General features: G+C 53.8%; 10 protein-coding genes. All 10 read right to left on the minus strand.

Translation table 11 applies throughout. From position 1 onward, the window contains the following. Positions 1–30: 30 nt before the first annotated feature. Positions 31–567 (minus strand): response regulator, encoded by a 537-nt coding sequence (locus tag HP15_RS18120; RefSeq protein WP_041645835.1) that lies wholly within the window; start codon positions 565–567, stop codon positions 31–33. Then, positions 564–1,880, minus strand: a complete 1,317-nt coding sequence (locus HP15_RS18125; RefSeq protein WP_156484258.1) for an HD domain-containing phosphohydrolase — start codon at positions 1,878–1,880, stop codon at positions 564–566. The genes HP15_RS18120 and HP15_RS18125 overlap by 4 nt, the downstream gene beginning before the upstream one ends. A 62-nt stretch (positions 1,881–1,942) precedes the next feature. After that, on the minus strand, positions 1,943–4,000 hold the full coding sequence (locus tag HP15_RS21745) for a sensor histidine kinase (protein ID WP_081449854.1): 2,058 nt from the start codon (positions 3,998–4,000) through the stop codon (positions 1,943–1,945). Further along, positions 3,993–4,298: an STAS domain-containing protein gene (locus HP15_RS18135; protein WP_041645838.1), complete on the minus strand. Its 306-nt coding sequence runs from the start codon at positions 4,296–4,298 to the stop codon at positions 3,993–3,995. Before HP15_RS18135 ends, HP15_RS21745 begins: the two co-directional genes overlap by 8 nt. Before the next feature lie 550 nt (positions 4,299–4,848). After that, positions 4,849–6,354 (minus strand): sodium/proton antiporter NhaB, encoded by a 1,506-nt coding sequence (gene nhaB / locus HP15_RS18140; protein WP_014578817.1) that lies wholly within the window; start codon positions 6,352–6,354, stop codon positions 4,849–4,851. Between the two features lie 256 nt (positions 6,355–6,610). Further along, positions 6,611–7,372 carry a HAMP domain-containing protein gene (locus tag HP15_RS18145; protein ID WP_014578818.1) on the minus strand — a complete coding sequence of 254 codons (762 nt, stop codon included), beginning with the start codon at positions 7,370–7,372 and terminating at the stop codon, positions 6,611–6,613. After that, positions 7,369–8,196 (minus strand): phosphate/phosphite/phosphonate ABC transporter substrate-binding protein, encoded by an 828-nt coding sequence (locus tag HP15_RS18150; RefSeq protein ID WP_014578819.1) that lies wholly within the window; start codon positions 8,194–8,196, stop codon positions 7,369–7,371. Before HP15_RS18150 ends, HP15_RS18145 begins: the two co-directional genes overlap by 4 nt. 20 nt (positions 8,197–8,216) lie before the next feature. After that, the gene (locus HP15_RS18155) at positions 8,217–10,154 is read right to left on the minus strand and encodes a bifunctional diguanylate cyclase/phosphodiesterase (RefSeq protein WP_014578820.1); all 1,938 of its coding nucleotides are present in this window, start codon (positions 10,152–10,154) and stop codon (positions 8,217–8,219) included. A 2-nt stretch (positions 10,155–10,156) separates the two neighbouring features. Continuing rightward, entirely contained in the window at positions 10,157–10,627 is a 471-nt protein-coding gene (locus HP15_RS18160) for a hypothetical protein (protein WP_227499665.1), read from the minus strand. Positions 10,628–10,872: 245 nt separating this feature from the next. After that, the gene (locus HP15_RS18165; RefSeq protein WP_041645841.1) at positions 10,873–13,026 is read right to left on the minus strand and encodes a TonB-dependent siderophore receptor; all 2,154 of its coding nucleotides are present in this window, start codon (positions 13,024–13,026) and stop codon (positions 10,873–10,875) included. Positions 13,027–13,050 lie beyond the last annotated feature (24 nt).

The raw sequence follows: 13,050 nt of genomic DNA on the forward strand, positions 1-13,050 counted from the left end.
CCAGGAATATGTAAGAAGAGAGTTGGCCACTCAGTGAGACAGGTCAATATAACCGTCTTCATCCAACTCAACCCTGGAGATACCTGGGGTCTCCTGTTCCAAACGAATGAGTTCCTGCACTCTGGGATCAACACGTTTTCCGGGCGCGGCAGGCATGCGGGGGTTGCGGGCAATGTCAGACCCATCGTGCTCTGCTTGAAGGGCATGGAAGACGGTGAACATCAGCTCATCGTCGCTCCAGGGCTTTTCTATAAACCTGTGAATACCCGCATCATTAATTGCCTGAATCAAGCCTCCTCGTTCCGCGTGAGCTGATAATAAGATTCTCGCTGCGCCTGGAGCCAAGGGCCGACTCCTGGCAAGAAACTCAATCCCTGAAAGCTGGGGCATGCGAAGGTCGGAAATGATGATGTCCGGATTAAGCGTTCGTAAGTCCTCCAAACAGCGTTGCGGATCTGTATAGGTCAATACCTCTACCCCGAGACGCTGCAGACAACGTCTCAGTGCCCGGCATATGGCAGGCTCATCATCCACGCAGACGATGCGATGCCCCTGATTCGTGGTCATGCGTTTTCCTCCACAGCCGGTTCGATAATATGGATAGGCGTTCTCAGGTTGTCTTCAGCCCCGAGACGCCTCAGTCGTTCGACCATCGTTCGGGTAAGCACGCCACCCCGGCTGATCAACAGGATCCCCCTGTCTGTGACCAGATCCCGGTTCAAGACCATTCCCGGCGCCAGATCCCGATAGCTTACAATGCGCTCCATCGGCGCAAGAGATGACACGTCGAGGGTGTACTGCGTTTGGGCGATCGCCTCAACAACGACAGGGTCGTATCTGCTGCCCGCATTCTTTCGCAGATGATTCAATGCGTCTTCCGAGCTCAATGGAGTGGCTCGCATATACTCCGTCTGAATCCCGATAAACTCCTTGCAGGCAAACAGAATTCGGGATCCGAGCGGAATTTTTTGCGCCATCAGCCGGTCTGGATAGCCGGAGCCATCGAAATGCTCATTCTGGTGGCGAATCAACTGCGCAGCCTTCTCCAGCGCTTTAATACTTGTCAGTGACAACTCCCCGATCACCGGGTACTGGCGGTACTCCTCAAGGTCACGTCCGGTCAGCCTGATCTCCGAACGGCCCAGCACATCATCCGGCAGGGTCAGTTTTCCTAGCTCATGCAAAAGCGCCGCATAGAAAACATGCTTTCTCTCGGAGTTGTCCAACTGCAGTTGCTCACATACTCGGGCACACAGATCAGCAACCAGCTGGGACTGTCCTTTAATCAGGTGCTCACGTTGGCTGATGAAGTACGAGAAGGTTTTCACAAACGCGTCGTAGCTGGTCTCCAGCTGGCGCATGGCCCGACGAAGCATTTTCGTTCGTGCCAGTACCCGGTCCTCCAATTCCGCATTCAGGCGTTTCAAAGACTCAGCCTGCTCCCTCGTGGTTATCATCAGACGCTGATTGTCCCTCTCGAGCCTCACTACCCTGAGACCATCTTTCAGGGCATCAATAAATTTTTCATCGTCCCATGGCTTGTGGATAAACCGACTGATTCCACCATCGTTTAGCGCACTGACTGTCGATTCAAGATCAGACTGGCCGGTCAGGAGATAACGGACGGTGTCGGGATACTGTTGTTTTACCTGGGCAAGGAACTCATGGCCGGACATCTCGGGCATGCGCATGTCCGATACCACCAGGTCTACGGTTTCACGCTTCATGATTTCCAGAGCTTCGGCGCCACTACTGGCAAACAGACACTGGAAGCTCTGTTTGCGGGTCAACCGCTTCAATGAGTTGAGTATTGGCTGTTCATCGTCAACAAACAAAACTCTGCCAGCGTCCCAGGGCTCTTGATTAGAAGTCAGATCCATCTTGATTCTCCCACTGATTAATGTTGAAAGCGGCGCTCTCCGGCTGCAATGACAACTAGGCTCTATGCACTCATCGCCGTTTGAACAACCAGCTCCTGCTGCCTCGGCAGCTCAATGCAAAACTCGGTGCCTGTTCCTTCTTCACTGACCACCTCGATTTTCCCACCGTGTCGATTCGCGATGATGTCGTAGGCGATGTTCATACCAAGACCGGTGCCCTCACCCACTTTTTTGGTGGTAAAGAACGGATCGAAGATTCGGCCGATGTGCTGTTTGGCAATACCACAGCCGTTGTCCGAAACCTTGACGCAGACACTCTCGGGAGTATCAGTAACGATGATTGTTATCAGGCCCTTCCGTTCGGCTTTCTTGATAGCGTGGACGGCGTTGATCACAAGATTGGAAATGACCTGCGAGAAAGGCCCGGGCAACAGGTCTATCTCGAGCCCTTTTGGACACACCAACTCAACCTGACTTGTGTATTTGGTCTCGTTCTTGAGCAGGTTGAGCGTTTTCTCGATAAGTTTGCGAAGATTTTGGTGCTCGAACGTATCTCCCGAGTTATCTGCCCGGGAAAAATCCTTGAGGTTCTGGATGATTTCCTTCACCCGCGCACCGCCTTCCACGCAGTCCTCGATCAGTGAGGGCAGATCGTCCCTTATAAACTCATAATCGTACTGCTCCAGAGCCTCACTAAGCCTGCCTGCATATAGCGAAACCGTTTCGATCTCCCCGGAACTCAGCCATCCGCGGGACTGCTCAATGATCGCGATGAGATCATTGATGTACTCGTTCAGGCGGTTGATATTGCTGAGAATGAACCCGAGTGGGTTGTTGATCTCATGGGCAACGCCGGCTGCAAGGTGACCGATAGAGGCCAGCTTTTCCTGTTGCGTCATCATGACCTGGGTCCGTTTAAGCTGGTCCAGGGACTGCGAGAGTGCCTGGTTCGCCTGGTAGAGCTCATTCTGCTTTTCAATAAGTTCTGCCTGTGCCAGCCGTTCCTTGCTCAGCGCCCGCATCAGTGATTCTTTGGAATTCTCCAGATCCAGGGTCCGCTCGGTGATTTTTCTCTCGAGCAGACGCCGACTCGAGCTGACCGATTCGGTCATATACCTTGCGATCAGCAACACGATAATCATCAGAACGAACGAGAGCACCACGATGCCCCATTTCGAGAAGGTGAAACTGCTCTCCAGTTCTGACATCAGGCGGTTTCTGAGCAACTGCAGCTCTGCAGTTCTATCGCTCAGTTGAGTTTCAATAGAGGCGACATAGTCCAGACTCAGCAGAATCAACTCCCGAGTCTGGCCTTCAGCCTGCACCCGTTGTTGATGCAGCTGATAAAGCTTGCCGCTCGAGGTGATCAGGCTTCTGAGGTCCTCGAAAAGAGGCGCAATAACGTTATCAAGAACCCCCGGAAAAACCTGGTCCACCGAAACCCGGTTACGTTGTATCCATAAAAAGGAGTCGTTTACCGACTTGTTAAGGCTAGCCAGGGCGGCCTTTATTTCATCGGTATTTTCGGCTCCGTCAAGACTGCCGAGGCTCTGGTAACCCAGCTGCAGCACCGCGTCTGCCTGATTGGCTGCGCCGGAGATAAGGCCAGCCGCATCCCGGGATGCTTCCGTCGGCATGGCGTTTATTAAATCGATCAAGCTCTGACCGAAGCGATCCAGTGCTAGGGTCACGTCATCCTGCTTTGATCGAACGCGCTCTCTCACCTCTTCAAGTTTCTGCAAAGCTGTTACGGTCGATCTGAAGACCTGTGCCGCCCGGCTCCCAAGACGCTCGTCGAACACTACGTCCCGGTTGCGTTCGATCAGTTCTCCTGCCTTCCGGGCCAGGGAAACGGGATCATCCCGTGGTTCTCTGGTTCCCTCTGAAAAGGCACGGACCTCCAGAATGCTGAGCGACTGTTTTGCAAGCATCAGATCCAGCTTGGCTGACTGGAGAGAAACCAGGTCCGGAACAACCTCCCGATGAATCACTCGGCTATCCTCTTCCACCACTCCAATCAGGTACATCGCAGCAAAAAACAGCACCAGGATCGTTGCAGAGATAAGACCAAGACTTATGACGATGCGTCTGGTGTACTTTCCTGGATTGGCTCTAGGCATTGGAGGGACTTAGACCCGAATAGACCTGATCTCGTTCCAAAACCCGGATGATTCGACTGAACTGGCACGGCGTGTTCAGAAAAAAGAGCGCAAAACCCGAACCTACAACCCGGTTACGAACAGCCAGTAAGCAATCCAGCCCCGCCTGATCGATCTCTGTAACCTCCCGAAGATCGAAAAACCAGTCACACGATACGGGCGTTTCGTAGAGAAAGGTCTGAAGGAGTTTGCCGGTTGAAAGCGCATTCAGCCGGGAAGGTAGCCGCCAGACATCATCCTCTCTAGCCAAGGGAGTCATGGCTCCAACCTGCTTTTCGGCTCGGTTCGGGCGTTGAAAACCAGAGAACCCTCTGCCCCTTTAGCAGTCGTAGCCAGTTGTTCAAGCATGCGTGACTGGTAGAGCGCGTAACTTCTCAGCGCAGCCAACGCTGCGTTTACCTGGCAGAATCGTTGGCAACAAAACCAGAAACCGACGCCCGCGGAACTGAGAGACAGGAGCAACAACAACAGGCTGCCATTCGTGCCGAACATAACAGCCGCGCAAACGTGACTGATCGAAAAAGACAGAAGAAGGGAGAATTCGAGGAGTAATTTTTTACTCGAGGAAGGTATGCCACGTGCCGCCACTCCGCAGAGCCATATTTTCGCCATTTTGTGACGCAGATCACAGTATTTGGCTAAATTAGCGCAGCGTACATAACCATTAACAGCCAGCTAGCGTAGCTTTTTGTATGTATTAATTAACGACACGTTTCCTTTTCATTCTGCAATGTGAAATAAAGAAAAACGCACCCGAAAGGGGTGCGTCGCTTATGGACAGTGGATTTGCTCAGGCTAACGGAATCGTCTCAGATGTAATTCATAACCATATACAGCCCCACTCCCCCCATGACGAGCATATATGGGAAAGCCATCACCACCATCTTTCCGTAAGACAGTCGTACCAAAGGCGCGATGGCAGAGGTAAGCAAGAAAAGGAAAGCCGCTTGGCCATTCGGGGTCGCCACACTGGGAAGGTTGGTACCGGTGTTGATGGCAACTGCCAACTTCTGGAAATGCTCGTAGCTGATGGCCCCTGCATCCAGAGCCTGTTTGACTTCGCTGATATACACAGTCGCTACGAAGACGTTATCGCTGATCATTGAGAGCACGCCGTTGGCAATGAAGAACATGCCAGGCTGACGGGCTTCCGGAAGCGACAGCACGTAATCAATAATCGGCTTGAACAGGTGCTGTTCGTGGATCACCGCAACCACCGCGAAAAACACCACCAGCAGCGAGGTAAACGGCAGAGATTCCTGGAAGGCCTTGCCAATCTGGTGCTCATCGGTAACGCCGGTAAAGGAGGTAATCAGGATGATGACAAGCAGGCCAATCAGGCCGACCTCGGCGAGATGGAAAGCCAGACCCACCACCAGGATCGCGGCGGCAACGGCCTGTACCCAGAGCGCGGCCTGATCAGCCTTGGTACGTTTGGTCCGCTCGTTCTCCGCAAACTCTTCCAGCACCTGACGCACAGGTTTGGGCAAGCGCCCGCCGTAGCCGAACCAACGCAGCTTCTCCAGGGCCCAGCAGGTAAATAATCCAGCCGCCAATACCGGCAAACTCACTGGCGCCATATGCAGGAAGAAACCGGCAAAGTCCCAACCCACGACTTTGGCAATCAACAGATTCTGAGGCTCACCGACCATGGTGGCAACGCCGCCCAATGCGGTACCGATAGCACCATGCATCAAAAGGCTGCGCAAGAACGCCCGGAAATTTTCCAGATCTTCACGGTGCAGCTCGATTACTTCGTCATCGCTGCCCGCGTTGTGGTCCTTGTGCTGGTAGCCCTTGCCGGAGGCCACCTTGTGGTAAACCGCGTAAAACCCGACCGCCACGCTGATAATAACCGCGGTAACCGTCAGGGCATCGAGGAAGGCCGAAAGCAGTGCTGCTGCGCTACAGAACAGCAACGATAACGCCGACTTGGAACGCACACCCACCAGAATCTGGGTGAATGTCACCAGTAGCAGTTCCTTCATGAAGTAGATGCCCGCCACCATGAACATCAGTAGCAATATCACCGGGAAGTTGGTGAGCACTTCCAGATACACTGCATCCGGCGTGGTCAGGCCAATCAGCAATGCCTCTACCGCCAGCAGGCCACCCGGCAGAAGCGGGTAACATTTCAGGGCCATGGCAAGAGTAAAAATAAACTCTGCGATCAGAAGCCAGCCGGCTGTTCCGGGCCCCAACGTCCACATGACAATCGGGTTGGCGACAAGAAACAGCAGGATCACCTGCTTGTACCAGACGGGCGCCTTGCCAAGGAAATTGTGAGTAAAGCCGGAGATAACAGTAGTGGGCATTGCAGGTGTCTTCTGAAAAAAACGGATTATGGGTATTGTGTGGCAGAAAGAGCCAGATCTTCCTTGATATTTACGTACCAGGCTATGCTCCAAAGGTACGTGTTCCGACCCAACTTAGTCTCGATTGCAAAAAAGGGGGATCTGAAAGGCCCAACCGCAACGGCATTATTTGTAGAATTACAGACAATGCGTGATATCAGCGCCGTTATCTTAACCGATTACTGACCACAGTGCGGTGGATGTCAGGAAAAAATGATCAAAAGTCGCGCTTTTCCGCTAACTTTTTCTGCAACAATCGATTGAGCTCTTCCAGGTTCCTGATTCTCAGATCAGAACGTGAATGTTCCCACTGGTTGCGCTCATTTAAGAGATCAATCTGCCGAGCCAGTTCGCCCACCTCATCGTGACCCGCATCATTGATTTTCTGAGCCCTGCCGCCGGAACTGGCTCGCTCCACGACTTCTGTCATCTTCTTCAACCGTCTCACAAGGTAGTAGCCAGCAGCGATCGAGAACAACGCAGCCATGAGTACCTCCAAAGCGGCGATCACCAGACTCCTGTGTCTGAGGTTCAGAATGTTTTCTTTTTGGCTCCGAAGGTCAAGGCCAATTTCTATCTTGCCGTAGTGTATACCGGCTTTCACTATATAAGCCTGAGCCATAAAAAGGTTAGGCAAGTCTCCCGCGTCAAATGATCCCTTGAAGTCCCGTGTCAGGTGCTGGGGATTGCCTGCCTCGGCCAACAAGTGGCCTTCATAATCCACCACTCTCGCGAATGAGGTTCCAGGGGTCTTTGCGACTTCATCCACAAAGGACTGCAGTGATGCCAGGTCCAGAGAGAGAACATCATCGGCAGCCGTGGCCGCGAAAACCCGTGCGATGGACTGGGCCCGACGTTCCACTTCGTCCCGGGTGGATTGATCAATAAAGTGAAATACTGAATACAGCAGCAACATCAGCATCCCCACCTCAATAAGGCCGATGCCGAGAACGGCCTGTGTTCGGAGCGAAATCTTCACGGGGTTGCTTCGGCCTCTATGAAATCGAGCCCCAGTCGGCGCACGTCATCCCAGTCACTGTCGCTAGCGCTCACAAGCGCCTTTAAAGTGACGCCACCCAACAGGCCCTGGCCCTCTTCTGTCTCGGACAGACTTACGAGTATGTCAGCGATCTTTTCCTTGTCGCCTTCAGAAAGGTCTGGGTGAACGGCAAATGCGTGGGGCGTATAGCCGGGCGACCGCCACAGGACCCGTGCGCCCTCAAGCCCCGACTCCAAGGCTGAGGAAAACGTGCGCTCAATGCCGCCACCCGCCTTTACGAAGCCTCTTGCTACACTGAGATATACCGAATCGTGAGAGGACACGTATTTCGGCGTGTAGGAAACCCCCAGTCTCTCCAGCTCGGCCCGAACCAGAATGGTAGCGGCAAAAGCGGTCGGGGCAGGAAACGCCAGGGTCTCACCCTCCAGATCAGAGAGTTGGGTCGCAGTATCGTTTTCTCTCACAACCACGATTCCGCGTATCTGTTTTCCCTGCTCCCGCGCAATGGCCCGATACCCTGGCACCTTGCTGAATTCCACATAGTGGTAGGGGTTCATGTAGGCAATGTCATATTGGCCTGCAAGAACCCGCTGCTCGAACGTGGGAATATCCGGTGCCGTCATAAAGCGGACGGGGCGTCCCAACTGCTCGGAGAGATAGCTCATCAGCGGTGTCCACTTCTCAGCGAGGCGACTTGAAGACTGTTGTGGGACAATGCCGAACGTCAGCGGTTCAGGCTGTGGGTAGACTAACAACGGCCAGATCAGAAGCGCGACCAGTAGATGACCTTTGAATACGTTCATTACGTTGGGGCTCCGCCAATTCATACAGCGCTGACCGAAAGCTGCCGGGTTGTGGGGTAACGGGAGGCAGAATCCATCAAAACCGCCATAAACTCATTGAACGGCATAGGTTTGTGAGCAAAGTAGCCCTGGATCAATACATCGCCCAGCTTCTCGATAAGATCCCACTGAGCCTGATTTTCAACACCCTCAATCACGGTTTTCATATAGACCTGCTCTGCCATCGCAACGATGGAGCCCAGAAACCGCAGTTTGTCTTCACTGTGCTCAACACCATTCACAAAACAGCGATCAACTTTGAGTCGATCGACCTTGAGCTCCCGCACGTATTCCAGTGAGGAATGGCCAGTGCCAAAATCGTCCAGAGCGAACGTCACGCCGAGAGTATGTAATTCGTTGATCAGTTCATTGATTCGCTCAAAATCCAGTGCCGCGTTGTCCTCGGTAATTTCCATGCAGAGTGCGCTGGCAGGAATTCCTTCGTTGACTAATAGTCCCTGCACATCGGAAACCAGGCTATCACTGAGCATCGCCGGATTGAGGTTGATTGAAAGACTGCCCCGGAATCCAAGATCCCGGTAAAGCTGGCTCGTTTCTTTGGCAACCTGTCGAAACAGCCATTTGCCAAGATCCGCTCCGAGTCCATGCCTTTCGGATAGATCCACCACAACATTCGGGGGAACGAAGCCCAGTACTCGGTCCCGGCAGCGCAACAGTACCTCGGCCCCGATAATAAAATTTTTGTTCCCGGCATTTACGATGGGCTGATAGACAACACTCAGGGAGAGCGAGCTGGGCTCACCGCTCAAGAAACGAACCAGTCCATTCAGGATAATCCGCTCATCCCGCAAACGCTTCTCAAGATTTTCATTGCTTATGTAAAGCTGCTCGCGTTCCATCTGAGCCATCGCAAGTGCGCGATAGGCCTCTTGATAACGGACACCCCACGCTGGCGACTGATCCTTGCCGGCCACGGTCACGCCAAAGACGCCCTGGATCGGAATAACGGTTTCAAAGATTCGCCACTCGAATGTTGTTGCTTCAATAAAACGGGCAGCCAGGCTCTCGGAGCTCTCATTTTTGTGGTTTTTCACAAGGAGCAGGAATTCACCTTGTGAGATCTGGATCAATTCATCACCGCCGCCCAAACCCTTTGCCAGCTTTCTCGCGAAAGCCTGCACCACCTCGTTTGCGGTCTCGTTGCCATACTCAGCGATAACCAGGCCCAGATCGCGGATCTGGCAGACAATGACGTTTTTTCTAGGATCGACAGAGTTAATGGTCTGGAGATAGTTGCTATTCGGAAGCCCGGTCAGCGGATCTGTCCGGGACTGGCGACGGATATGGGTTAGCGCAAAGGCCAGATACATGAAAACCACGACCAAAGCGCCGAGCGTAAGCACGCGAAGGTTAGCCAGCCGGTCTCTGGATGCTTCCATGCCAGTCATCAGCTGACTCGCTTCTTCGCCAACAAAATTGTCAGCGAGCAGAAGCTGGATGTCTTTTCGCTGCTGCTCCCAGGTGGTAGCCAACTCAGACCAATCGGGCTTTGCTGATTTCAGAAGCCCCTTTATCTGCGGCTCCAAGCCCTTGAGATCGGAAAACAGATTTTTAATTCTTCTGAGGTTGTCCTGATGCTGTCGCGTTGGCATAGACTCCGCGCTGTTCAGCAGATAGTCGTAGCGACTCCAGAGCACATCGAAACGAAGCATGAACTCTTCCGGATCGCCTACACCTTTTGCCATCAAAGCTACTTCACGATCAAAAGCGCCGGCTTCATTACTCATTCTCGCCAGGTTCCAGGAAGCCATTTTCAGGGCACTCAAAGAGACCGACTGCAATTTTCTGTCCTGGACATAGGTATAGAAACTTGCAGACAACAGAACGCCGATGACGATGAACAGGAAGATCACCGTCGCGCGGGAAAAAAGGCGCTGTTGAATGGAACCAGGCTTCATAATCAGTCGAGAACGATGGCTTCAAGCTGCCAGATCATGAAACGATGGAATTCCTGTTCATCCAGCTCAGGACGATCGGACAATGGCAACATAAGCCAGAACGGACCGCGATCTCGCACAGACATGGGCTGAGAATCCATGCGCGTTGCAACAATTGGATCCATAGCGAGCAACTCCCTCAAATTGCCGTCTACCCGATAGTCGTTGAGCGCACGCAGAACAATGCGGATATCTCCCGAAAGATCAAAAGTCTCCAGAACGCGGCTCAACGAGGGCCCGGTAAATTCAGCACTACCCTCGAAGTAGGGACTGGTCGTCACGATCCGGGTCTGAGGAAAGGTTTCCAGCTCGCTGCGATCCAGAACCAGCTTCTCATCGCCACTGGTTATCGTTAACGTGGGCGCAGCCTGAAGCGACGTGGCAACAAGCAAGGTAGCGAACAGGGCCAACAGAGAAGTGATGAATTTCACCATGGAATCGTTCTCATTAATGCGTTTAAGTGAAAAGCGCATAATGATAGATCAGAACGAACAAACCACGTGAAGGGGCATTTGTTACCTTGTGAAACTGAATTTTGAAACCTTGAAAAACTGACAGGACGTCAGGAAATTTTATTTATTAAACAGTCTCTTAAAGGCTATAGAGTGGGCGTCAGCGTCGGTAAGTAATTGCCGATATCAAGACTGCCGGGCACACTCCCTGTGCCGGCAGGCCAACATCAGAAGCGGTATGCCACTGAACCGGTCACTTCACGACGGGTGCCATACGTACCGGAGCTGTCGAAAGCCGTTGCTACATACTGTTCGTCCAGCAGGTTCTGAGCATGCAGCCCCAGCGACACCTGGCCAATGTCGTAGGTAATCGCAGCATCCACCAGGGTGACATCCGGTACTTCCAGGGCAGAATTATCCGCATTGAACGCCGCGCCAAAACTCTCGCCGATGTAACGCACACCGGCGCCCAGACCCAGGCCATGCAGCACGCCACCCCGGAAATTGTATTTACCCCACAGCGCCGCTTCATGCTCCGGGGTGTATTCCAGCGGCTCGCCCTCTTCCACCGGGTTGCTGGCTTTGGTGATCTCGGCATCGGTATAGCTATAGCTGGCGATCACATCCAGAGCATGGAACAGACGGGTGCGCGCTTCCATCTCAAGGCCCTGTGAGTTGGCCTCGCCCTTCTGCTCATTGGCGAAGGTCGATGGGTTGGTGGTCAGGTAGTCTTCCCGGGTCAGGTCGAACCAGGCCAGTGTCACCAGCGTGTCCGTATTGGGCTGGTATTTTACGCCCACCTCATATTGGTGTGCGGTTTCGGGCTCGAACGGGTTGCCGGCCGCATCGATACTTGTGGTGGGGAGAAACGACTCCATGTAGCTCACATAAGGGGCAAAGCCATTCGCAAACTGGTAACCGGCACCGGCACGACCAGTGAAGGCCTCGTCTTCCCGGCTAGCTGTGGCGCCGGTGAGATTATTGATTGTCTCGGAACGGGCCACGTCATACCGGCCGCCAAGGGAAACCGTCCAACGGTCTACCCGGATCTGATCCTGGAGGTAAATGCCGGTCTGTTTGAGTTGTCCGTCCTCGTCTTTAAACAATGGGGCATCAGGGACAGGCGCCCCATAGACAGGATCATAGATGTCCAGGTTACTGGCGGCCCCAAAGAACTGCCGGGATGACACATCGATATCCTGATGGTCGAGGCCGACCAAAACGGTATGTTCTGCCGAGCCCGTCTGGGCAGTCAACTGCAGCTGGTTATCCATGGCCAGTCCGTCAATGCGACCGAAACTGTCGAAGCGTGACCGGGTAATGGTTCTCTGATCCGCCAGCAAGCCGGTGGTGTAGATGGTCTGGTCGTCAACATCGTTACGGTAGTCCCGGACATTCTGACGCAGAACTATCTGGTCATTGATGCGGTGCTCAAACTCGTAACCAATGGCACTCTCGCGACGCTCATAGGCATCGTACCCTGGCTCGCCGGTAAACCGGTTGTCAGGAATCGGGCCATTCGGATTTGGCTCCAACGTGCCCTGCAACGGGTAACGTTGAGATGGCTGGGTATCGTCGTACTGCCAGTGCGCCAATACCGTCAGTCGGGTGGCGTCCGTGGGCTGCCAGGTCAGGCTGGGGGCCAGGTACTTTCGGTCGTCGTTGACGAAATCCACCTGGGTTTCGCTGTCGCGAACCAGGCCTACCAGGCGAACCGCGAGGGTATCACTGTCATTCACCGCCCCACTGATATCAAACTGACCCTGGACCAGATCGTTGGTACCAGCCTCAACGCGCACTTCTCGACGGGTGTCGAAAGTAGGACGTTTGGACACATAGTTCACCAACCCACCCGGGCCCGCTTGTCCGTACAGAACGGAAGAAGGCCCCTTGAGCACATCAATGCGCTCGGCGCCATAGGGCTCCAGGCTGTAACCGGCGGCAAAGCCGGGGTTCGCCAGTTTCAGGTTGTCACGAAACAAGCCACTGGTGGCCACATCGAAGCCGCGTATTCTCAGAAACGTGGTGCGCGGCTCGAAACCAAAGGTCTCGCCTCGGGCGCCGGCTGTATAACGCAGAACTTCGCCCAGGTTGGCCGCGTTCTGGTCCTCGATCTGATCCGCTGTGACTGTGGAAATGGACTGGGGCGTTTCAACCACGTTGGTGGTTGTTTTCGTGCCGGTAACGGTCGCCTCTGCGGTGTAGCCATCACTCGGTGCGGTGCCGCTCGGTTCGGCGGCATCTGCCGATACTTCAATGGCATCCAGCTCGGTAATATTCGCTTCCTGCGCGTACACTATCGGGCTTGCCAGAACCCCGGCTATGGCCACGGCCACGCCGGACGGGAGTAAGTACTGGCGATTATCACGTAACGAATTCATTGATCAGCTCCAAACAACGCGCTT

Origin of the sequence: Marinobacter adhaerens HP15 (assembly GCF_000166295.1) — a bacterium.
GTDB lineage: Bacteria > Pseudomonadota > Gammaproteobacteria > Pseudomonadales > Oleiphilaceae > Marinobacter > Marinobacter adhaerens.

What these genes read in the sequence shown, in the direction of transcription:
- HP15_RS18155 (WP_014578820.1), bottom strand. Translation starts at nt 10,154, where the DNA reads ATGAAGCCTGGTTCCATTCAACAGCGCCTTTTTTCCCGCGCGACGGTG.
- HP15_RS18165 (WP_041645841.1), bottom strand. Translation starts at nt 13,026, where the DNA reads ATGAATTCGTTACGTGATAATCGCCAGTACTTACTCCCGTCCGGCGTG.
- HP15_RS18120 (WP_041645835.1), bottom strand. Translation starts at nt 567, where the DNA reads ATGACCACGAATCAGGGGCATCGCATCGTCTGCGTGGATGATGAGCCT.
- HP15_RS18125 (WP_156484258.1), bottom strand. Translation starts at nt 1,880, where the DNA reads ATGGATCTGACTTCTAATCAAGAGCCCTGGGACGCTGGCAGAGTTTTG.
- HP15_RS18150 (WP_014578819.1), bottom strand. Translation starts at nt 8,196, where the DNA reads ATGAACGTATTCAAAGGTCATCTACTGGTCGCGCTTCTGATCTGGCCG.
- HP15_RS21745 (WP_081449854.1), bottom strand. Translation starts at nt 4,000, where the DNA reads ATGCCTAGAGCCAATCCAGGAAAGTACACCAGACGCATCGTCATAAGT.
- HP15_RS18160 (WP_227499665.1), bottom strand. Translation starts at nt 10,627, where the DNA reads ATGGTGAAATTCATCACTTCTCTGTTGGCCCTGTTCGCTACCTTGCTT.
- HP15_RS18135 (WP_041645838.1), bottom strand. Translation starts at nt 4,298, where the DNA reads ATGACTCCCTTGGCTAGAGAGGATGATGTCTGGCGGCTACCTTCCCGG.
- nhaB (WP_014578817.1), bottom strand. Translation starts at nt 6,354, where the DNA reads ATGCCCACTACTGTTATCTCCGGCTTTACTCACAATTTCCTTGGCAAG.